This window comes from Pseudomonas sp. GM30, assembly GCF_000282275.2.
GTDB lineage: Bacteria > Pseudomonadota > Gammaproteobacteria > Pseudomonadales > Pseudomonadaceae > Aquipseudomonas.
Map to the genome: position 1 here is coordinate 139,712 of NZ_AKJP02000007.1, position 20,940 is coordinate 160,651.

Genomic DNA, 20,940 nt, shown 5'->3' on the forward strand with positions numbered 1-20,940 from the left:
GATTGGAAGGTATTGCGCGGGTGCCAGTCCAGACGCTTCGAAGCTCAAAGCGTCTCAGGACGGGTGTATTACCGGGTGTTACTTCTTGCCCAGGCTGATCTGCTTGGACGGACCGAACGTCTGGCCGCTGACGCCTTTGGCAATTTGCTGGATTTCACCGCCGGACTTGAGGAACGCTGCGATCTGATCGTTGATCGATTCGCTGGTTTCAACGGCTGGAGCTGGCTTTGCTTTGCTGGTGGATGCTTTTACACGCATGGCGGCCATTAACCTGTAGAAAAGTAACTCGGCCAGGCATCGTACAGGAATAACTTGACAATTGCTTGATAAATATCCCCCGGAATAACTGAGTGCGCGGGTGGATTATTCTCGATTAATTATTCGAAATATTCCCCTAAGCCACTGTTTTGAATAAGAACATTTATTTGTCACCAGTGAAAATATCTCGCGCGAAATGGCGCCGCCGGTGCTGCGCTGGTCAGACGAGTGGCAACCCGCCCGCGCCAGCCCCAGGAAAATCAAGGCGTCCCGCGGATTTTCTCGAGCGGCTGCTCAGCCAGCGAACGGCAGAGGCAAAACCGGGTAGAATGCCGCCCAAGCAATGAGGGTTCTGGAAAATGGCTTTAGTCGGGCGTTACAACAGTTTGCAAGTGGTTAAACACACTAACTTCGGTTTATATCTGGACGGCGGTGCCGACGGCGAAATTCTTTTGCCCAACCGTTATATCCCTAAAGATATTCCCAGCGAAGATGAAGACTGGCTCAACGTTTTTATTTATCTGGACAGCGAAGACAAACTTCTCGCTACCACTGAAAAACCAAAAGTTCAGGTTGGTGAATTTGCCAGCCTGAAAGTCGTTGAAGTCAACAGCATCGGTGTGTTCCTCGATTGGGGCCTACCGAAAGACCTGTTGCTGCCGTATTCCGAAGAAAAGCGTCAGATGACCGCTGGCGAATATTGCGTGGTACACGTCTACCTCGACAAACACACGCGCCGCATCACCGCGACTGCGCGCCTGGATCGCTATCTCGACAAGACCCCGGCCAACTATAGCGCCGGTCAGGAAGTTGATCTGCTGGTGGCCGAAGCCACCGACATGGGCTTCAAGGCGATCATCAACAACAAGCACTGGGGCCTGATCCACAAGAATGAAATCTTCAAGTTCATGCGTTCCGGCATGCGCGAGAAGGGTTTCATCAAGGAAGTGCGTGCCGATGGCAAGATCAGCCTCAGCCTGCAACCGGTGGGGCAGGAAGCGGCCAGCAGCCTGAGTTCGAAGATCCTTGGCAAGTTGCGCGAAAGCAACGGCACGCTGGCCATCAGTGACAAGAGCGATCCGGCGCTGATCAGCAGCCTGTTCGGGGTCAGCAAGGGCAACTTCAAGAAGGCCATCGGTTCGCTGTACAAGGAAGGCAAGATCGTCATTCACGCCGATCGCATTGAACTAACCTGAGCCTTGCGGGGCCCATGTTGCATAGGGTCACTTGAGGTCGGGTAAATGAAAAAGCCGTTGCTTGCTTATATCGCCACACTGCTGGCGTTTCTGTTGCTCGACGGTCTCTGGCTCGGCGTATTGATGGCGCCGACCTACCGCGAGCTGCTCGGTGCGCTGATGCTCGAAAAACCGTTGCTGGTTCCGGCAGCGGTTTTTTATTGCCTGTACGTTTTTGGTTGCGTGCAGTTTGTGGTGTTGCCGGCGCTGAGCTGGCAACGGGCGGCGAAGATGGGCGCATTGTTGGGGCTGGTGGCGTATGGCACGTATGACCTGACCAATTGGGCGACATTGCGCGGGTGGTCGGTGCAGGTGAGTTTGCTGGATTGGGCGTGGGGAACGTTTGTGACGGCTGTTGCCTGCTCGGTCGGTTTCCTGGCTGCGAAGCGATTTGTGAGGTCAACTGCGTAATCCTGGTTGTCTGGGCCGACGCCTTCGCGAGCAAGCTCGCTCCCACAGGGAAGTGCGGTCGACTGTGGGAGCGAGCTTGCTCGCGAATGGCGGCGCAGCCGACGGCCATTCACCGCTGACGTTCCTGACGCAGACAACGTCTTTTTCAGACGGCTTTTTTTGCCCGAGTGATTGATAATCCCCGCCACAGATTTTCGACCCGTGGATGGCTGCCATGTTGTGTGATTTCGAGGTGTTGCGGTGAGTGTCGAGCGGCGCAATGCCGACGGGTTTGCCTTGCAGGTGATGATCGGCCTCTGCCTGATCTGGGGCGTGCAGCAAGTGATGATCAAGTGGGCCGCGCCGGATATCGCGCCGGTGATGCAGGCCGCCGGGCGCTCGGGGATTTCTGCGCTGCTGGTAGGCCTGTTGCTGTGCTGGAAGGGTGGTTGGGATCAGGTGGGCAACACCTGGCGTGGGGGACTGCTGGCCGGTGCATTGTTCGGTCTGGAGTTCTTCTTCATCGCCGAAGGCCTGCAACTGACCACCGCCGCGCACATGTCGGTGTTCCTTTACACCGCGCCGATTTTCACCGCGCTGGGCGTGCATTTCCTGCTGGCCAGTGAGCGCCTGCGGCCGCTGCAATGGCTGGGCATTCTGCTCGCGTTCGTCGGCATCGCGATAGCCTTCGCTGGCGGTGTGTCATGGGACAACCTCGACCGGCGCATGCTGCTGGGCGATGCGTTCGGGGTCATTGCCGGTGCCTGCTGGGGCGCGACCACCGTGGTGGTGCGCGCCTCGCGTCTGTCAGAGGCGCCAGTGACGTTGACCCTGTTCTATCAGTTGATCGTCGGCTTCGTCGGGCTGTTGTTGATCGCGTTGTTCAGCGGCCAGATCAGCCACGTCAGCCTGACCACCGTGGCGGTGGCCAGCGTGTTGTTTCAGGGCCTGGTGGTGTCGTTCTTCAGTTACCTGACCTGGTTCTGGCTGCTGCGGCGCTATCTGGCGGCGAACCTTGCGGTGTTTTCGTTCATGACACCGCTGTTCGGCGTCACCTTCGGCGTGGTGCTGCTCGGTGAAGAATTGAGCGTGAACTTCGTCATCGGCGCGGTGCTGGTGTTGCTCGGCATCACCTTTGTCAGCGCTGAGCAGTGGGTGCGTCGGCGTTTGCGCAAAGCCCTCGGCCAACGCTGACCGATTGCAGCGCAAGCCCGCCGGCAATCAGCAGACCGCTGCCGGCAATGATCAGCGCCGGTTGCAGACCACCGCTGAAATGGCTGCTCAGCGCCGCGAGTAATGGGCCGCTGAGCTGGCCGACCGCAAAGCATGCGGTCAGCAGCCCGGCGTTGCGCTGGGTGGTGTGGGGCGCCAGTTCTCGCGAACGTTGCATCACCAGTTGCATGCAAGCGAGGAACGGCATGCCGCACAACATCACCCCCAGCGCCAGGCCATAACCGCTGCCCAACAAGCACGCAAAGACTCCCAGCGCCTGCAGCCACAGCGTGGCGGTCAGCCAGTGTCGCGTGGTGTTCGGATCGTGGCGACGCAGACTCACCAGCAGCACGCCAATCGCCGCGCCGAGCCCGAAGCACGGCCAGAACAGATCGGCCTGCCATTGTCCGTGAAACTGCGCGTTGGCCATTTGCAAAAGAAACGTGGCGGGGATGATGTAACCCACGCCATACAGCGCATACACCACTGCCAGTCGCGGGATGCCGCGATTCGAATGGCTGACATTGAGCGTGGCGACCGGCGTGTGCACACCCGGTTGCGGCAGGATTCGCACGATGGCGAGCAACATCACCAGCGCCACGACGGCATAGATCAGCCACAGCGTGGCGGAAGTCTGGTTCAGCAGATGTGAGAACAGTGCCAGCAACCCGGTCAGAAAAATCCCCAGCCCCGGACCGGCGAATACCAGCGCCCCCAAGCGTGGCCGACCCGCTGCCGCTGCCAGTGGCTGACTCAGCGCGGTAATCATCACCAGCACCCAGGCACTCGCCACCCCGGTGCCGAAGCGCAACAGCAAATGCGCCCAGAAACCGTTGGCCCAGAACGACGCCAAGGTCAGCAGCACGCTCAGCCACAAACCGCCATGCAAACGGCGCTGCACTTGCTGCGGACGGTGGGCGAACATCGCATCCACCGCACCCAGCAGGTAGCCGAGGTAGTTGGCCGCAGCAATCAGACCGGCGGCCGTCAGGTCGACCTGGCCCTCACTGAGCAGGTGCGGCATTTGTGGCGTGAGGGCGAAACGCCCGATGCCCATGGCCATCATCAGGGCGACGAAGCAGGCGGATAAGCGAATCAGTGGCGACATGGTCGGGATTCCTTTGAACGAGCAATGACCGTCAGGCTAGAACCGATTGACTTTCTTTAAAATTGAATAATAGTGAGCAACTTGTTCTGTTATGGAGAAGGCTCGTGGAGTTCAGCCAATTGCGGATCTTTCAGGCAGTCGCCGAGGAAGGTTCGATCACCCGCGCTGCGGAACGCCTGCACCGGGTGCCGTCCAACCTGTCGACCCGGCTCAAGCAGTTGGAAGAGCAATTGGGCGTCGAACTGTTCGTCCGTGAGCGTCAGCGTTTGCAGTTATCGCCTGCGGGAAAAGTCCTGCTGGACTACACCGGCAAGCTGTTTGCCCTGCGTGATCAGGCCAGTGCGGCAGTGATGGGCGGGCAACCAGCGGGGGATTTCGTCCTCGGCACGTTGTACAGCACCGCAGCAATCCACTTGCCGGCGTTGCTCGCGCGCTATCACAAGCAATACCCGGCGGTGAATCTGCAGGTGCAGTCCGGACCCAGCGGCGAATTGCTCGAAGGCCTGGTCTCCGGGCGTCTCGATGCGGCGTTGGTGGACGGTCCGCCGCAACTGGCCGGGATCGACGGGGTGCCGCTGTGTGACGAGCGTCTGGTGCTGATCAGTGAAGCCGATCATCCGCCGATCCGCAGCGCCAAAGAGGTCGAGGGCAGGGCGGTGTTCACCTTCCGTCATGGCTGCGCCTATCGCGCACGGCTGGAGGCGTGGTTCGTCCACTATCAGGCGGCGATGGGCCGGGCGATGGAGATCGAGTCGTATCAGGGCATGCTGGCTTGCGTGATTGCCGGCAGCGGTGTGGCGCTGATGTCGGAGTCGATGCTCGCCAGTCTGCCGGGGCGCGAAAGCGTCGCGGTGCACCCTTTGGCCGAGCCGTTCGCCAGTGCGACAACGTGGCTCATGTGGCGCAAGGGCATGGTCGGGGCCAACCTCAATGCCTGGATTGAACAGCAGCAAGCGCTCTATCCCGTGGCATCGGACGAAACCCGGCAAACGGCGTGAACCAACCAATCGTAATTCTGTTCAATTCAGTAACAGATCATTGCGGATTTGGCCGAGCATTGCGTAGGACTTCGGACTATTATCAGTGCGAAGCGGCCTCAGAATTCCGGTCGCTCAGCACTACCCTGAAGGGGGCATGACGATGAAAGAGAAAATTCAGAACTGGCTGCACGATTTGGGTGTTGCCCTCGGCTTGATCGAACCGCCTCTGCAACCCGTACCGATCCGCACCGATGACGAACAGCGCCGGCGTCAGCCTCGCCGGCGGTAAGCACCACCGCATGTGAGTGACGCTGTTGTGGCGAGGGAGCTTGCTCCCGCCCGGCTGCGCAGCAGTCGTAAGGTCACTGAACAAGGTCCGTCTGGCACAACCGGGCTTAATGGTTTTGGGGCTGCTTCGCAGCCCAGCGGGAGCAAGCTCCCTCGCCACAGGGTTTCAGCTCACCCTGATGGTTGTATTTGGCAAACCCTCTCAATGCCGTCCAATCTCCAGCAAAAACCGGCTCAAGTCATTCGCGGTCTTCGCGGTCTTGAGCATGTGATCCTCTTCGGCAGTGAATGCCGTCAGTCCGAATTCATCTTCCAGGTGGAAGATCAGATCCTCGATATCCGCTTTCTCCAGCCCCAGTTGCACCAGGCTGGTGTTGTCGTTGAAGTCGCGATTTTCCAGCAGGCGCTTGATGAACCGATGTACGGCGGCACGCACGGCAGCTCTTCTCATGGCAGACAGTTTCGTTGTTGTTTTGACTGATTACAGCAGGCCTCAAGCGTGTCGGCGCAGCCATTCGTCAATCATCGAGCGCAAATGTTCGCCGGAGAAACTGCCGAAATGCCCGCCGTGTACGGTGCGGATCGGCAACGCCTGCAAGCGCCGCAGACTGGCGGCGTAGTCATCGAGATTGGAGTGGTAGGCGTCTTCGATCAGCGGCCCGTCGTAGATGATGTCGCCGCTGAACAGGGTTTCGGTGGCCGCTTCATACAGGCTGATCCCGCCCGGCGAATGCCCCGGCGTGTGCAGCACCTGCAAGGTGCGATTGCCTAGATCCAGCACGTCGCCATCCTCGACAAACCCGGTGGCCGGCGCTGTCTTGACCCGGTATTCGGCGTAGCACAGCGGGCAGTCCGGGTGCGCCTCGAACATGTCGTCGCCGACGAAGGCCCGGCTCAGGTCATTGTCACCGTCCGGCGCGGCAAGAATGTCGGCCTCGAGGCGATGCACCAGGCGTTCGGCGAATTCGTGATGCCCGGCGATGTGATCAAAGTGGCAGTGGCTGGCGACGGTCACCAGCGGCCGTTCGGTGAGCCACGGCAACTGTTCGCGCAGGCTGACCAGCCCCGAGCCGCTGTCGAGCAGCAGATCCTTGTCGCGACCCTGAATGTGCCAGAGGTTGCAGCGGTAGAACGGGCGAATGTACGGCTCATGGATCAGTCGGATGCCGTCGCTCAAACTCAAAACTTCGAACCATTGATCGCGCGAAACAATCTTCATCAGCACTTTCCTTCAGACGAAAAAAACGGGTGTGGCAACCGACGCCACACCCGTCGAAGAAAGCATCAAGTCGTTACATCACAGCTTAGATCGCACTCGCCACCGTCGCCGGGCGAGGGGAGACCAGGCTGACCACCACAAAACTCACCAGACCTACTGCGAGGCTGTAGTAGATCGGTGTGTTGGCGTCCAGACCGTCCTTGAACATGAACAACAGCGCGGTGGCGAAACCCAGGCCCATGCTGGCGATGGCGCCGCCGGTGGTCGCGCGTTTCCAGAAAATCGCACCGATCAGCGGAATCAGCATGCCGCCGACCAACAGGTTGTAGGCCAGAGTCAGGGCGCTGATCACGTCGTTCACTACCAGCGCGATACCCAGGACCACGACACCGGTGAGCAGGGTGAACAGGCGGTTGATCGCCAGGCTCGACTGTTTGCCGCCGCGCAATTTCGGCAGCAGGTCTTCAGTCAGGGTGGTGGCAGCAGCGAGCAGGCCGGCGCTGGCGGTGGACATCATCGCCGCCAGTGCCGCAGCGATTACCAGACCACGGATGCCGTCCGGCAGCGACAGTTTGACGATGGCGGCGAAGGCGTTGTTGACGTTGTCCAGATCCGGGATCAGTACGTGAGCGGCCATGCCGATCAGCGCGCAGGCCAGACCGTAGAGAATGCAGTAGATACCGGCGATGCTGCCGGCGTATTGGGCGACTTTGGCGGTCTTGACGGTGAACACCCGTTGCCAGATGTCCTGACCGATCAGGATGCCGAAGAAGTAGATCATGAAGTAGGTGATGATCGTGTCCCAGCCGATGGTGGTGAAGTTGAACGCCGCTGCCGGCAGCTTCAGCACCAGTTCGTCCCAGCCGCCTACGCGGTACAGGCAGATCGGCAACAGGATGAACATCAGGCCCACGGTCTTGATGATGAACTGGACGATGTCGGTCAGGGTCAGCGACCACATGCCGCCGATCGTCGAGTAGATCACCACCACGCCACCGCCGAGCAATACCGAGATCCAGAATGGCAGACCGAACAGCACTTGCAGCACGGTGCCGATCGCCAGGATCGAGGTCACGCCGATCATCAGCGCATAGGCCAGCATGATCGCCGCGCTCGCCGAACGGGCCATCGGGTTGTAGCGTTTTTCCAGCACCTGGGTAACGGTGTAGATCTTCAGTTTCAACAGTGGTTTGGCGAGGAACAGGTTCAGCGCGACGATGCCGCAACCCAGTGCTGCGCACAGCCAGAAGCCGGAGATGCCATGCACGTAGCCCAGACGCACGGTGCCGACGGTGGACGCGCCACCGAGCACGGTCGCGGCCATGGTGCCCATGTACAGGCTCGGGCCCAGGTTACGCCCGGCGACCAGAAAGTCCTCGTTGGTCTTGGCCTTGCGCATGCCGTAGTAGCCGAGCAACAGCATGCCGGCGGCGTAGATGAGGACGACGAATAAATCCAAAGCCATGATGGCGTGTCTCCGATTGTCTTTTTTATGTGGAACGCTGAATCGAATGCCTCTCTGTGGCGAGGGAGCTTGCTCCCGCTGGGCTGCGAAGCGGCCCCAACAGCTTCATTGCGACTGCTGCGCAGTCGAGCGGGAGCAAGCTCCCTCGCCACAAGAACTCCAATCCTTCAAATTTTCTGTGTGAATCAGGCCGCCTGGCGCAGTGCCGATTTAGCTGGCGACTTCGCGCCTTGGCTGCGCGCATCCTGCGGTCCAAACACCTCCCGCGGTTCCGGGAACAGGCTCAGCAGTGTCAGGTACACCACCGACGCCAGGCCCAGGGTCACCGGCAGGCTGATGTCGATACCACCGGCCATCTCGCCCAGCGGGCCGACGAACTGCCCCGGCAGGTTGACGAAGCACAGGCCGACCGCCGCGCTCGGGATCCATGCACCCAGGCCACGCCAGTTCCAGCCGTGGTTGAACCAGTAGCGTCCACCTTGCTCGCCGCGAGTGAACACTTGCAGGTCATCCGGGCAGTAGAAGCCGCGACGCATCAAGAGGCCGATGATCATGATCACCATCCACGGGGTGGTGCAGGTGATGATCAGCACGGCGAAGGTCGACACGCTCTGCACCAGGTTCGCCGCAAAGCGCCCGATGAAGATGAAGGCAATCGACAGCACGCCGATCAGCAGCGTCGCCTTGACCCGTGACAGCACTCGCGGAAACACGCTGGACATGTCCAGCCCGGTGCCATACAGCGAGGTGGTGCCGGTGGACATGCCGCCGATCACCGCAATCAGGCACACCGGCAGGAAGAACCAGCTCGGCGACACCGCCAGCAGGCCGCCTACATAGTTGTTCGCCGCGATGTAGTCCGGCGCCTTGATCGCGACAATGGTCGCGGTGGTCAGGCCGAACAGGAACGGGATGAACGTGGCGATCTGCGACAGCACCACGGCGGCCATGATCCGCTGCTTGGAGGTGTCACGCGGGATGTAGCGTGACCAGTCGCCGAGGAACGCACCGAAGGAAATCGGGTTGCTCATCGCCACCAGCGCCGCGCCGATGAACGCCGCCCAGAAGCCCGGTTGACCGAGGTTCACCGTGCCGGCGTAGTTCACATCGAAAGGACCGGCGAAGGCGAAGATGCCCAGCAGGAACAACAGGCTGGCGCTCCACACCGCGATCTTGTTCACCCACAGCAGAAAGCGGAAGCCGTAGATGCACACGGTCAGCACCAGAATCGCGAACAGACCGTAGGCCAGGCCCAGGGTCAGGTCGGTTTCCGGCAGACCGATCAGGCGTTTCGCACCCCCGATCAGCGCATCCCCCGAACTCCACACCGAGAGCGAGAAAAACGCGATGGCGGTCAACAGCGACAGGAACGAGCCGACGATCCGCCCGTGCACGCCGAAGTGGGCACCCGAGGACACGGCATTGTTGGTGCCGTTGAGCGGGCCGAACAGGCCCATCGGTGCGAGGATCAGCGAGCCGAGCAGCACGCCCAGCACAATTGCCCAGACGCCGGCCTGAAACGACAGACCGAACAGCACCGGGAAACTGCCGAGCACGGCGGTGGCAAAGGTATTGGAACCACCGAAGATCATCCGGAACAAGTCCGTCGGGCCTGCGGTGCGTTCGTGATCCGGGATCTGCTCGACCCCGTGGGTTTCAATTTGCGTAAGGCTTTGGTCGTTGTTGTTGTTATTCATGATCTGCTCCGATCATAAAGGCGCGCTCATCGTGCGTGAGCGTCACCTGTCTTGGCTAAGGGGATGGCAGCCCTTCCGGCATTGCGGACAAATGTTCGTGGCAGGCCAGCCAATGGCCTTGTTGTTCTAGGCTCGACGCTTGTTTCCTGAAAACAATCGTCTCGCGCTCCTGGCTGAAGTGTTGCTCCCCTTGCATGCGCAGCTCGGTGGCCACGTCATGGATAAACACCGCCACGTCACCCTGCAGGCTGACGAAGGCGTTGCTCGAAGTGCACGACAGCACTTCAAAGCCATCCTCGGTGCGCCAGCTGTCCCACAAGGCCTGATAGGCATCGCGCGACAGCAGTGGCTGCTCGAGGGTGTAAAACACGAAACTTGCATCGGCGCTGAACGCGCCGAAATAAGCTTCGCGATCGTTGCGAGCGAAGGCGGACACCAGATCGGCAGCCGCTTGCAACACCTGATCACGTTCGTTCATGGCCGAACCCTCAGCGGTGGACCACGCCAGGCAGTACGCAGAGCATTTCGTACAGCAGGTTGGCAGCCAGCAGCGAGGTGTTGCCGGTGGTGTCGTAGGCGGGCGAGACTTCTACCAGATCGCAGCCGATCAGGTCGAGGCCCTGGCAGCCGCGAACGATTTCAATCGCCTGAATGGTCGTCAGACCACCGATTTCCGGGGTGCCGGTGCCTGGCGCCCAGGCCGGGTCGATACCGTCGATGTCGAAGCTCAGGTACACCGGGCCGCCGTCGACTTTCTCGCGCACTTCGGCCATCAGCGGCGCCAGCGACTTGTGCCAGCACTCTTCGGCTTGTACGACACGGAAGCCCTGATCGCGGCTCCAGTTGAAGTCGTCAGCGGTGTAGCCCTGTGCGCGCAGACCAATCTGCACCACGCGGTCGCAGTCCAGAAGACCTTCTTCGACGGCGCGACGGAAGGTCGTGCCGTGGGCGATCTTCTCGCCGAACATGTGATCGTTGACGTCAGCGTGAGCGTCGATGTGCACCAGACCGACCTTGCCGTGCTTTTTATGGATGGCACGCAGGATCGGCAGGGTGATGGTGTGGTCGCCACCCAGGGTCATCGGGATCACGTTGTGCTCGAGGATGTTGTCGTAGGCTTCTTCGATGATGCGCACGGCGTCGAGCAGGTTGAAGGTGTTGATCGCCACGTCACCGATGTCGGCCACCGACAGCGAGTCGAACGGCGCGGCGCCGGTGGCCATGTTGTACGGGCGGATCATCACCGATTCGGTGCGGATGTCGCGCGGCCCGAAGCGGGTGCCGGGGCGCAGCGAAGTACCGATGTCCAGGGGCACGCCAACGAAGGCAGCGTCCAGGCCGGCAGCGGTCGGTACATGGGGGAGTCGGAGCATGGTGGCGATGCCGCCGAAGCGCGGCATTTCGTTGCCGCCCAGTGGTTGGTGAAGAATCTTGTCCACGGGTAGGGCCTCATCGTCTTTGTTTTATTTATGTCGGCGCACCGTTCAGCACAGGTTCGGACGCCGCTGTGGGGCTGATTCTGCGAAATGTAGTGCGGCGGAAGAATCGCTACGGGCAAAAACTTAGTTCAGATTTTTCTAAACTAATGGAGAGGCGCGGGATAGACTTCCCGAACCCGTACCGATACCCCTGTGGCGAGGGGATTTATCCCCGATCGGCTGCGCAGCAGTCGTAAATTCGTTGCTCGCGACTTCCCGGATGGATTGGTTTGCAGGCTTGGGGCGGCTTCGCCACCCATCGGGGATAAATCCCCTCACCACAAAGTCATCAGCGTTCGACAGATGTTTGGAGAGCCGCATGGCCAACGCTTTACCCGACCTGAAACTATTGCGCATCTTCGTCAGCGTGGTCCGCCATCAGGGCTTTGCCAATGCGCAGCAGGAACTCAACCTGTCGACCTCGGCGATCAGCACTTACATGAGCCAGCTCGAAGCGGCGCTCGGTCTGGTGCTGTGTCATCGCGGGCGTGGCGGGTTCAGCCTGACCAGCAAGGGCGAGCTGTTCCATCAGGAAACTTTGCGCCTGCTGGCCGAACTCGAAGGTTTCGAGCAATACGCCGCCGCGCTCAAGGGCGAACTGCGTGGCACGCTCAACCTCGGGGTGATCGACTCCACCGTCAGCGACAAGGCCTTGCCGTTCGCCGAAGCCATTGGCGCCTACAGTCAGGAACACCCGGCGGTGCATTTGCACCTGTCGGTGATGAGCCCCTACGAACTGCAACTCGGTGTGCAGGACAACCGTCTCGATCTGGCCATCGGTGCGTTTTCCACGCGCATGAGCGGTCTGGTGTATATGCCGCTGTACCGCGAGCAGCACTGGCTGTATTGCAGCAGCCGCCACCCGCTGTTCAACGAGCGGCGGATCCCCGAGCAGGTCATCACCCAGCAGCGCATGGTCGGTCGTGGTTACTGGAGTCAGGCGGAACTCGCACGCCATGGTTTCAAACACAGCGCGGCGACTGTTGAAAGTATGGAGGCGCAGCTGATTCTGGTGCTGTCCGGTGCCTATATCGGTTACCTGCCGGAGCACTACGCCCAGGCCTGGGCCGACAAGGGCGACTTGCGCGTATTGCTGCCGGCGACCTTTGGTTATCAGGCGCCGTTCTCGATGATCATGCGCCGCGGTCGCAGCCGCGAACCGTTGATTCAGACCTTCCGTGATTTGCTCAAAGCACAGCTCAATCAGGCATAAGAACCATGTCCAGACCCCAATGCCCGCGCTGCCTGCGCCCCCAGACCCATTGCCTGTGCCCGCTGATCCCCAGCCTCGACAGCCGCACCCGCGTGCTGCTGTTGCAGCATCCGAGCGAGGTCAATCACGCGCTCAACACCGCGCGCCTGGCGGCACTAGGTTTGAGCAATGCCGAGCTGATTGTCGGCGAGGTGTTCGAGGATTTGCCGGCGTTGTTGAACCGACCCGGTTATCAGGCGCGGTTGCTGTTTCCCAACGACGATGCGCAGCCGATGCAGGCTTACCGCGAATCCGATGAGCCGCTGCTGTTGGTGGTGCCGGACGGCACCTGGCGCAAGGCGCGCAAGATGCTCCATCTCAATCCGCTGCTGGCGGCGTTGCCGCGGGTGACGCTGGCGCAGGGCGGGGTGTCGCGCTACCGGTTGCGCAAGGCACCGGGGCCGGGGGCGTTGTCGACCATTGAGGCGATTGTGCAGGCGCTGGAAACCCTCGAAGCGCCGACGACGTTTGCGCCGTTGTTGAAGCCGTTCGAGGCGCTGATCGAGGGGCAGATTGCGGCGATGGGGGCGAGGTTTTTCAGCGTAATCATGGCGACAGATAAGTGTTGGCAGTACTGGCCTCATCGCTGGCAAGCCAGCTCCCACAGGTTCTGAGGTGTTCGCAGATTTTGTGTTCGACACGGACACTGTGGGAGCTGGCTTGCCAGCGATGAGGCCAGCCAATTCACCACAAAATCCAGACATTTCTACCGCTCGCGCATCGCCTCTGTCCGCGCTTTCAGCACCGGTTTAAGCAGATAATCCAGCACACTTTTCTCCCCGGTAATAATGTCCACCGTCGCCACCATCCCCGGGATGATCAGCAGCGGTTTCACATCGCCGCCCAAGTGGTTTTTATCGGTGCGCACCTGAATCAGGTAGAAGCTGTTGCCCTTGTCATCGGTGATGGTGTCGGCGCCGATCAGTTCCAGTTTTGCGCTCAGCCCGCCGTAGATCGTGTAGTCATAGGCACTGAACTTGACCATGGCTTTCTGGCCCGGATGGAGGAACGCGACGTCTTGCGGACGGACCTTGGCTTCGATCAGCAGGTTGTCTTCCAGCGGCACGATTTCCACCATATCGCTGCCCGGCTGCACCACGCCGCCGATGGTGTTGACCTTAAGCTGCTTGATCACCCCGTGCACCGGCGAGGTCACGGTGGTGCGGCTGACCCGGTCGTCGATGGCGATGCTCGACGCGGTGATTTTCGACAGGTCGGTGCGCTTCTGATTGAGGTCCTTGGCGGCGTCGGAACGGAAGGTCTGTTCCGATTCGTCGATCTTGCTCTTGATCTCGTTGATTGCCGATTCGGCCCTTGGGATGGCCAGGGTCGTCGCGTTCAGCGAGCCGCGAATTTCCACCGCGCTGCGTTTCAGTCGCAGGATCTCCACCGGTGACACCGCGCCAGTGCCGACCAGCGGCGCCGACATGTTCATCTCTTGCTGCAGCAGCGCCAGACTGGAGCTGTACTGGCCTTGCTTGGAGCGAAACTCCGCCAGCTCCTGAGTCTTCTGTCGCAGCTGTTCGGTGAGGGTGCGTTGCTCACTGGCCAGACGCCGTTGGCGCTGGTCATACAGCGCGCGCTCGTCTTCGGCGACCTGTGGCGCCTTGGCGATCACTTCGTCAGACAGCTTGAACGGACGGCCCTCGGCTTCGGCGGAAAGGCGTTCGACTTGCGCGGTCAGGGCGTAACGGTCGGCTTCGCTCTCACCCTTGTTCGACAGAAACCGCGTGTCATCCAGGCGCAGCAGCTTGTCGCCCTTGTTCACCATCTGTCCTTCACGGACAAAGATCTCGGTGACGATCCCGCCCTCCAGGTTCTGGATCACCTGAACCTTGCTCGACGGAATCGCCTTGCCTTCGCCCATGGTCACTTCTTCAAGCACGGCGAATTTGGCCCAGACCAGCGCACTGATCAGCAACGCTGCCGCCAGCCACACGGTGATTCGCGACCAGCGCGGCGAATCCTGCAATGCCGCGCCGGCGGTTTCCGGCATGAACTCGGCTTCGGCGCTTTTGCCGAAACTGTCGAAGTAGCCGCGTGATTTGCTATCTGAAGATGCAGACATGGGGCGATACCCCTCACTCAAGAGAAACAGGTCAACACAATCCTTGTGGCGAGGGAGCTTGCTCCCGCTTGGGTGCGCAGCGCCCACAAGATCTTTGGGGCTGCTTCGCAACCCAGCGGGAGCAAGCTCCCTCGCCACAGACAGTAGGTGGCCGCAGGTTTATGTTGCATCGACTAAACCGCCGCCGAGCCGACCCGGCCTTTGCGCAGTGCATCGATGACCGCTTCTTTCGGGCCGTCGGCGACGACCCGGCCGTTGTCCAGTACCAGCAGCCGGTCCACCAGGCTCAGCATCGAGGTGCGGTGGGTGACCAGCAGCAGCGTCTTGCCTTGCACCCAGCCGTGCAGCTTCTGGCGCAGCAGGTCTTCGCTGCTGTTGTCCATGGCGCTGGTGGGTTCGTCGAGCAGCATGATCGGTGGGTCGAGCAGCAATGCCCTGGCGAGTAAAACGGCCTGGCGCTGGCCGCCGGAAAGTAGCTGGCCGCGTTCGCCTACCGGCCGGTCGAAGCCTTGCGGATGCTGCCGCGCCAGCTCGGTGACGCCGGTCAGTTCAGCGACTTCGAGCATGCGCGAATCGCTGATGTAGCGGGCGCCGAGGGTCAGGTTGTCGCGCAGGCTGCCGGCCAGCAGCGGCAGGTCGTGGGCGACATAACCGATCTGCTGGCGCAAGTCGGCGACATCCAGTTGCCGCAGGTCAAGACCGTCGAGCAGCAACTGGCCTTCCTCGGGTTCATAGAAACCCATCACCAGCCGCGCCAGGGTGCTTTTGCCGGAGCCGCTACGGCCGATGATGCCGATTCGTTCGCCGGGTTTCATGCTGAAGCTGACGTTGCTCAGCGCCGGTGCGTTCTGGCCGTTGTAGTGAAAGGTCACGCCGCTGACGTCCAGCGCGCCTTGCAACTGCGTGCGCTCCAGGGGCCGCTGCTTGCCGTCGCGCTCCTGCGGCAGGCCCATCAGCGCGTCAGTGCTTTTCATGGTCAGTTGCGCTTGCTGGTAGCGGGTGATCAGCCCGGCGATCTGCCCCAGCGGCGCGAGTACCCGGCTGCCGAGCATGTAGCTGGCCACCAGCGCACCGACGCTGAGGTTGCCGGCGATGATGCTGTAGACCCCGGCGACAATCGTCGCCATCCCGGAAAACTGCTGAATGAACAGCGTGCCGTTGGTCGCCAGCGCCGAAAGATTGCGCGCGTGGCTGTCGAGGCGGGTGAGGGCGCCGTGGGTGCTTTCCCATTTGTGCTGGCGCTCGCTTTCGGCGCTGCAGGCCTTGAGGGTTTCCAGGCCGCCGAGGGTTTCGATCAGCAGCGCCTGCCGTTCGGCACCCAGGCTCAGGCTCTTCTGCACGGTGTCGCGCAGGCGCACCTGAATCGCCAGGGCAAAAATGATCGTGAGCGGAAACGCCAGCAGCGGAATCACCACCAGCCAGCCGCCGAGCAGGCCGATCACCACCAGCATCAACACCACGAAGGGCAGGTCGATCAGGCTGGTCAGGGTCACGGCGGTGAGGAATTCGCGCAGGCCCTGAAAGTCATGAATGCTCTGGGCGAAACCGCCGATGGTCGCCGGCCGCGCTTTCATTGCCATGCCGGTGATGCGCTCGAATAAAGTCGCGGAAAGGATCACATCGGTTTTCTTGCCGGCGGTGTCCAGCAGGTGCGCGCGCACCACCCGCAACACCAGTTCGAAACCGGTGCCGATCAGCAGGCCGATCGCCAACACCCACAGGGTCGACGTGGCCTGATTCGGCACCACGCGGTCGTAGGTCTGCATGACGAACAGCGGCACCATCAGGCCCAGCAGGTTGATCAGGAAACTGGCGAGGATCGCGTCGCTGTACAGCCATTTTGACAGCTTCAGGGTGTCGCGAAACCAGGCGTGGACCCGCGGCACCAGCGGTGAACGCAAGTCTTCGAGTTCGTGGCGCGGACGGGCGAACAAGGCCTGGCCGCTGTAGTGTTCGGCAAGTTCTTCGCGCTCCACCCATTGCTCGCCGCCATCGGCTTCGCTGGGCAGGATCAGCGCCTTGCCGTCATCGCCAAAACGCCGCAGCACGGCGGTACGACCATCCTTGAGCAGCAACAGGATCGGCAGGTTCAGCGGTGAGATGTCTTTCAGTTCACGCCGTAACAAACGCGCCTGCAAACCGGCCCGGGCCGCTGCACGGGGCAGCAGGTCCAGGCTCAGGCGTTGCTTGTTCAGGGGCAGCCCGGCACTCAGGCTGGCGCGACTGACCGTCGCGCCGTGGAGCTTGCAGAGGATCAACAGACCGTCGAGCAACGGGTCATCGAAGCTCAGCCGCGGATCGATCCCGGTGTGTCCGCCTTCGGCCATGCTGGTCATATTGATCGCCCCTGTAATGACTGGTCCAACCTGTGGCGAGGGGATTTATCCCCGATGGCTGCGCAGCAGCCCCATGGATCTCATTGCTGCTCAAATCTTTGGGGTCGCTGCGCAACCCAGCGGGAGCGAGCTCCCTCGCCACAATGGATCGTGGGACTTACTTCAGCTCGGGCAGGCGCGCTTCATTTTTCACCTCGGTTGCGGCGATCGCATCCGCCGGCAACACCACCCGTTGCTTGCTCAGCAACTGGCCCATGTTCGCCAGCACGCGGTACATCGAATATTCCTCGGTGTAGCGGATTTCGGTGTAGCGACGGTTGGCGTTGTAGAGCTCGTTTTCACTGTCGAGCAAGTCGAGCAGGGTGCGTTGCCCAAGACCGAACTGATCCTGATACGCCGCGCGCACACGCTTGGTGGTCTCGGCGTATTCGCGGGCGGTCGGGGTCTGCTTGTTGGCGTTGACCATGGCGTTCCACGCCAAGTGAATGTTCTCGTTCAACTGGCGCAGGGCGTTGTTGCGGATGTCCATCGCCTGGTTGATCTGGTGCGCATCAGACGCCAGACGGGCCTTGTCGCTGCCGCCACGGAACAGGTTGTAATTCATGATCACGCCCACGCGCCATTCGTTGTCGTGGCCTTCATCGCCTTGCACGTTGTTGTTCGCACCCACCGCCGCTTCGGCGTCAAAACGCGGGTAGAACGGCGATTTGGCGACTTCATACTGGCTCTCGGCCGACTGCACGTCCGCCTGCGCGGATTTCAGGTACGGGTTGTTCTCGACCATGCTCTGCTGGGCTTCCGGCAGGCTGGTGGGGATTTCGCCGCGAGTCGACGGTGGGGCTTCGAGTTCATCGGGCATGCGCCCGACCACGGCGTAGAAGTTTGACTCGGCATCCGCCAGATCGACCTCGGCGGTGTCGAGGTTGTTTTGCGCCAGCGCCTTACGGGCCACCGATTGATCGGAGTCGGCGGTGCTGCCGATGCCGCGCTGGGTGCGCAGGCCGATCTGATCGTTGACGCGCAAATGCGCTTGCAGGTTGTTCCGGGCCAGGGTCACCAGTTCACGGCGCTTGAGCACTTCGAGGTAGACCTCGATGGTGCGCAGCGCCAGATCCTGAGCGGTGCCCTGTGCGTAATAGGCGCGCGAGTTGGACACGCCCTTGGTGCGCTCGACCTCGTTGGCGGTGTTGAAGCCGTCGAAGATCATCTGCCGCAGGCGCAGTTCCGACTGGGTGTAATTGAGGATTTCGGTGTGGTGATTACCGAAAGCCCGGGTATTGGTGTTGTCGCTGTAACCGCGCCCGTAAGCGGCATTCAAATCGACGGACGGATAGAAGCCACCCTTGGCCACTTTCACCTGTTCATCGGCGGACAGTTTGGCGTCCACGCGCGAGGCGAGGTCCGGGTGGGTGGCGATGGTGCTTTGAATCGCTTCGGTCAGGTTCATGGCCTGGGCTTGGGAAGTGCAAGCCATGGCCAGCAAAACCGCGCTGCAGAGGGGGGTTAAAACGCGCATGGGGTGCATCTCCCTGGTCCTGATGGTGCGTTACTGTCGCCAAATATTTGACGATAATTTGAGGTGTAAGCGTTTCACTCTTGTAACAACAGAGCTAAGAACATCCTGAAGCGTAGCTAAGAAAAAATTTTCATAAGGCTTATGCCGAAAAAAACTTATGCGCTTGGCGAAAACCGGCACATTGTTCAGAGCGAAAGCCTTTGTTTCATGCGCTTTAGGGAGCACAAAAAGGCTTGAGGAAAGTTCCACTCACTTTGCGACATACGGCGAAGTACTGCTGAAGGGGAGGGACGCGTAGCGGCAAACGAGCGACAGATTTTTGTCACTCAGGTGATTCACCACCGTTACGTAGCGTTAGTGGGCCTGCCGCATCGATCAGGACGCCGAAGTGCTTGAAAGCACTGAAGTTTCCTTTTCTGTGCAACCTGCGAAACGAACTGTCGAGGTGCGAGCGTCACCCCGGCAACCCGCTTGAGCCATGGGCTGCTTCGCGAACCAGTGCCGACGGTGGTCGGCAGCGGAGGAATTTCACATGGCAACGCTCATCGGGATCGTCACTAAAGTCATTGGTCAGGTTTTTGCGCAGGGCACCGACGGCACGCGCCGCGCCCTGGTCGAGGGCGACCGCTTGTTTGCCGGCGATCAAGTGATCACCGGGGCAGAAGGTGCCGTCGCCATTCATCTGCAAAATGGTCACGAGTTGACCCTGGGCCGCGACAGCAGCATGACCCTGTCCGGGCAGCTGCTGGCCAATCAGGCCGTACATGTCGATTCCCCTGAAGCACTGACGCCCAGCGAAGCACAACTGACTGACGTCGAGCAGATTCAGAAAGCCATCGCTGCCGGCGAAGACCCGACCAAAGCGGCAGAAGCCACCGCCGCCGGCCCGAATGCACCGGGCGGCGCGCCAGGTGAGTTGGGTGGCGGCCACAGTTTTGTCCTGCTAACGGAAGTCGGTGGGCGCGTGGATCCGGTGATCGGCTTCCCGACTGCCGGTTTCAACGGTATTCCCGAGTTTCCCGAAGAGCGCCATAACGTCGTCATCGACAATGGCGACAACACGCCGATCGTGCCGCCACCGGTCAACAATCCGGTGACCCTCAGTGGCCTCGCGGTGCCTGGCGGTGAGCTGACCCTCAACGAAGCCAACCTGCCTGCCGGCTCCTCGGCCAACCCCGGCGCGCTGACCCAGAGCGGCAGCTTTACGGTGTCGGCGCCGGATGGCCTGAGCAGCCTGAACATCGGCGGCATCAACGTGATCAGCGGTGGCGTGGCGGCGGGTTTTCCGCAGTCGATCACCACACAACTGGGCAACACCCTGACCATCACCGGCTACAACGCCGCAACCGGAGTCGTCAGCTACAGCTACATCCTCAACGGCAACGACGCCCATCCGGCCGGTGACGGTGCCAACAGCCTCAGCGAACATTTCACCGTGACCGCAGGCGACAGCAATGGTGACAGCGCCACCGGCTCGCTCGACGTCAACATCATCGACGACGTGCCCAAAGCGGCGAATGACAGCAACGCCAACACCGCCTCGGAAACCCAGTTGACCTTGACCGGCAACGTCCTGACCAACGACGTGCAAGGCGCCGACCGCGTGCCCACCGGACCCGTCACTGCCGGCACTTTCACCGGCACTTTCGGTACGTTGGTGTTGAATGCCAATGGCACGTACACCTACACCCTCAACACCAGCGACGCAGACTTCAAAGCGCTGCACGGTGGCGGCAATGGCACCGAGACGTTCACCTACACCATCACCGATTCGGACGGTGATACCAGCACCGCGAATCTGGTTTTGCAGATCCACAACAACGACGATCCGGTGCTGATCAATGGCTTGAACGTCGAGGGTGGCGAACTGACGGTTTATGAAAAAAACCTCGGCACCGGCAGCGAGCCGGATTCCAACGCACTGACCCAGAGCGGCACATTTACCATTACCGCGCTGGACGGCGTCACCACGCTGACCGTTGGCGGCATTGCCGTGGTCACCAACGGCGTGGCCGCAGGCTTCCCGCAATCGGTCACCACACCGCTCGGCAGCACGCTGACCATCACTGGTTTCAACGCCACCACCGGCGTGGTGAGTTACAGCTACACCCTCGATCACAATGACGCGCATCCAACCGGCAACGGCGCCAACACCTTGCCAGAGCAATTTGCCGTCACCGTGGTGGACGACAACGGCACGACGGCCAATGCGACCCTCGACGTCAGTGTGGTCGACGACCTGCCTAAAGCGGTGAACGACGGCAACACCGGCACCGCGTCAGAAACCAATCTGACCCTGACCGGCAACGTCCTGACCAACGACGTGCAAGGCGCCGACCGCGTACCCACCGGCCCGGTCACCGCCGGTACTTTCACCGGCACCTACGGCACGCTGGAATTGCACACCGACGGCACTTACACCTACACGCTCAACCCGG

General features: G+C 61.0%; 18 protein-coding genes and 1 pseudogene. 8 read left to right on the forward strand and 11 right to left on the reverse strand.

The genetic code is table 11. The features are described from left to right. Window positions 1-78: 78 nt before the first annotated feature. A complete protein-coding gene (locus PMI25_RS06085; RefSeq protein ID WP_016985943.1) occupies window positions 79-267 on the reverse strand; it encodes a hypothetical protein in 189 nt (62 codons plus the stop codon). Between the two features lie 350 nt (window positions 268-617). Here PMI25_RS06085 and PMI25_RS06090 point away from each other — a divergent pair, with 350 nt between their 5' ends. The 3 genes from PMI25_RS06090 to PMI25_RS06100 all read left to right on the forward strand — a co-directional run bounded on the left by PMI25_RS06090 (window position 618) and on the right by PMI25_RS06100 (window position 3,077). After that, entirely contained in the window at window positions 618-1,454 is an 837-nt protein-coding gene (locus tag PMI25_RS06090) for a CvfB family protein (protein WP_007962552.1), read from the forward strand. A 45-nt stretch (window positions 1,455-1,499) separates the two neighbouring features. Continuing rightward, on the forward strand, window positions 1,500-1,904 hold the full coding sequence (locus PMI25_RS06095) for a DUF2177 family protein (protein ID WP_007962554.1): 405 nt from the start codon (window positions 1,500-1,502) through the stop codon (window positions 1,902-1,904). 240 nt (window positions 1,905-2,144) lie between these two features. Beyond that, the gene (locus PMI25_RS06100) at window positions 2,145-3,077 is read left to right on the forward strand and encodes a DMT family transporter (RefSeq protein WP_007962555.1); all 933 of its coding nucleotides are present in this window, start codon (window positions 2,145-2,147) and stop codon (window positions 3,075-3,077) included. Here the strand turns inward: PMI25_RS06100 and PMI25_RS06105 are convergent. After that, window positions 3,022-4,203 (reverse strand): MFS transporter, encoded by a 1,182-nt coding sequence (locus tag PMI25_RS06105; protein WP_007962557.1) that lies wholly within the window; start codon window positions 4,201-4,203, stop codon window positions 3,022-3,024. The two genes, PMI25_RS06100 and PMI25_RS06105, sit on opposite strands and share 56 nt — an antisense overlap. Before the next feature lie 104 nt (window positions 4,204-4,307). On the opposite strand from PMI25_RS06105, the gene ptrR reads away from it, so the two are divergent. Both ptrR and PMI25_RS29755 read left to right on the forward strand, forming a co-directional pair. Continuing rightward, window positions 4,308-5,201 carry a putrescine utilization regulator PtrR gene (gene ptrR / locus PMI25_RS06110; protein ID WP_007962559.1) on the forward strand — a complete coding sequence of 298 codons (894 nt, stop codon included), beginning with the start codon at window positions 4,308-4,310 and terminating at the stop codon, window positions 5,199-5,201. A gap of 142 nt (window positions 5,202-5,343) precedes the next feature. After that, window positions 5,344-5,472, forward strand: coding sequence for a PA1414 family protein (locus tag PMI25_RS29755; protein WP_003184145.1), 129 nt, complete (start codon window positions 5,344-5,346; stop codon window positions 5,470-5,472). Between the two features lie 201 nt (window positions 5,473-5,673). Here PMI25_RS29755 and PMI25_RS06115 read toward each other — a convergent pair whose 3' ends face one another. The 6 genes from PMI25_RS06115 to speB form a co-directional block, all read right to left on the reverse strand. After that, window positions 5,674-5,922 (reverse strand): hypothetical protein, encoded by a 249-nt coding sequence (locus PMI25_RS06115; RefSeq protein WP_007962561.1) that lies wholly within the window; start codon window positions 5,920-5,922, stop codon window positions 5,674-5,676. A gap of 42 nt (window positions 5,923-5,964) precedes the next feature. Then, a complete protein-coding gene (locus tag PMI25_RS06120) occupies window positions 5,965-6,690 on the reverse strand; it encodes an MBL fold metallo-hydrolase (RefSeq protein WP_007962562.1) in 726 nt (241 codons plus the stop codon). Between the two features lie 85 nt (window positions 6,691-6,775). Beyond that, window positions 6,776-8,155, reverse strand: a complete 1,380-nt coding sequence (locus PMI25_RS06125) for a sodium:solute symporter (RefSeq protein WP_007962563.1) — start codon at window positions 8,153-8,155, stop codon at window positions 6,776-6,778. Between the two features lie 185 nt (window positions 8,156-8,340). After that, complete coding sequence (locus PMI25_RS06130) at window positions 8,341-9,852, reverse strand: purine-cytosine permease family protein (protein WP_007962564.1); 1,512 nt, start codon at window positions 9,850-9,852, stop codon at window positions 8,341-8,343. Between the two features lie 55 nt (window positions 9,853-9,907). Next, window positions 9,908-10,330 (reverse strand): YybH family protein, encoded by a 423-nt coding sequence (locus tag PMI25_RS06135; RefSeq protein WP_007962565.1) that lies wholly within the window; start codon window positions 10,328-10,330, stop codon window positions 9,908-9,910. A gap of 10 nt (window positions 10,331-10,340) precedes the next feature. Then, complete coding sequence (gene speB / locus PMI25_RS06140) at window positions 10,341-11,291, reverse strand: agmatinase (protein WP_007962566.1); 951 nt, start codon at window positions 11,289-11,291, stop codon at window positions 10,341-10,343. Window positions 11,292-11,649: 358 nt separating this feature from the next. Between speB and PMI25_RS06145 the strand changes: the two genes are divergently transcribed. Both PMI25_RS06145 and PMI25_RS06150 read left to right on the forward strand, forming a co-directional pair. After that, window positions 11,650-12,543: a LysR family transcriptional regulator gene (locus PMI25_RS06145; RefSeq protein WP_007956593.1), complete on the forward strand. Its 894-nt coding sequence runs from the start codon at window positions 11,650-11,652 to the stop codon at window positions 12,541-12,543. A gap of 5 nt (window positions 12,544-12,548) precedes the next feature. Further along, a pseudogene (locus PMI25_RS06150) lies at window positions 12,549-13,144 on the forward strand (tRNA-uridine aminocarboxypropyltransferase). 144 nt (window positions 13,145-13,288) lie between these two features. Here PMI25_RS06150 and PMI25_RS06155 read toward each other — a convergent pair. The 3 genes from PMI25_RS06155 to PMI25_RS06165 all read right to left on the reverse strand — a co-directional run bounded on the left by PMI25_RS06155 (window position 13,289) and on the right by PMI25_RS06165 (window position 18,502). Further along, complete coding sequence (locus PMI25_RS06155; RefSeq protein ID WP_007962568.1) at window positions 13,289-14,650, reverse strand: HlyD family type I secretion periplasmic adaptor subunit; 1,362 nt, start codon at window positions 14,648-14,650, stop codon at window positions 13,289-13,291. 173 nt (window positions 14,651-14,823) lie between these two features. Beyond that, window positions 14,824-16,986 (reverse strand): type I secretion system permease/ATPase, encoded by a 2,163-nt coding sequence (locus PMI25_RS06160; protein ID WP_007962569.1) that lies wholly within the window; start codon window positions 16,984-16,986, stop codon window positions 14,824-14,826. A gap of 157 nt (window positions 16,987-17,143) precedes the next feature. Further along, on the reverse strand, window positions 17,144-18,502 hold the full coding sequence (locus PMI25_RS06165) for a TolC family outer membrane protein (protein ID WP_007962570.1): 1,359 nt from the start codon (window positions 18,500-18,502) through the stop codon (window positions 17,144-17,146). A 532-nt stretch (window positions 18,503-19,034) separates the two neighbouring features. Here PMI25_RS06165 and PMI25_RS06170 point away from each other — a divergent pair. Then, window positions 19,035-20,940, forward strand: a 1,906-nt coding sequence (locus PMI25_RS06170; RefSeq protein WP_024164432.1) for a retention module-containing protein, incomplete at its 3' end; no start/stop codon positions are given.

Coding starts and splice junctions, on each gene's coding strand:
- PMI25_RS06145 (WP_007956593.1), top strand. CDS start 11,650: ATGGCCAACGCTTTACCCGACCTGAAACTATTGCGCATCTTCGTCAGC.
- PMI25_RS29755 (WP_003184145.1), top strand. CDS start 5,344: ATGAAAGAGAAAATTCAGAACTGGCTGCACGATTTGGGTGTTGCCCTC.
- PMI25_RS06085 (WP_016985943.1), bottom strand. CDS start 267: ATGGCCGCCATGCGTGTAAAAGCATCCACCAGCAAAGCAAAGCCAGCT.
- PMI25_RS06135 (WP_007962565.1), bottom strand. CDS start 10,330: ATGAACGAACGTGATCAGGTGTTGCAAGCGGCTGCCGATCTGGTGTCC.
- PMI25_RS06105 (WP_007962557.1), bottom strand. CDS start 4,203: ATGTCGCCACTGATTCGCTTATCCGCCTGCTTCGTCGCCCTGATGATG.
- PMI25_RS06115 (WP_007962561.1), bottom strand. CDS start 5,922: ATGAGAAGAGCTGCCGTGCGTGCCGCCGTACATCGGTTCATCAAGCGC.
- PMI25_RS06130 (WP_007962564.1), bottom strand. CDS start 9,852: ATGAATAACAACAACAACGACCAAAGCCTTACGCAAATTGAAACCCAC.
- PMI25_RS06165 (WP_007962570.1), bottom strand. CDS start 18,502: ATGCGCGTTTTAACCCCCCTCTGCAGCGCGGTTTTGCTGGCCATGGCT.
- PMI25_RS06120 (WP_007962562.1), bottom strand. CDS start 6,690: ATGAAGATTGTTTCGCGCGATCAATGGTTCGAAGTTTTGAGTTTGAGC.
- PMI25_RS06160 (WP_007962569.1), bottom strand. CDS start 16,986: ATGACCAGCATGGCCGAAGGCGGACACACCGGGATCGATCCGCGGCTG.
- PMI25_RS06155 (WP_007962568.1), bottom strand. CDS start 14,650: ATGTCTGCATCTTCAGATAGCAAATCACGCGGCTACTTCGACAGTTTC.
- PMI25_RS06095 (WP_007962554.1), top strand. CDS start 1,500: ATGAAAAAGCCGTTGCTTGCTTATATCGCCACACTGCTGGCGTTTCTG.
- PMI25_RS06125 (WP_007962563.1), bottom strand. CDS start 8,155: ATGGCTTTGGATTTATTCGTCGTCCTCATCTACGCCGCCGGCATGCTG.
- PMI25_RS06090 (WP_007962552.1), top strand. CDS start 618: ATGGCTTTAGTCGGGCGTTACAACAGTTTGCAAGTGGTTAAACACACT.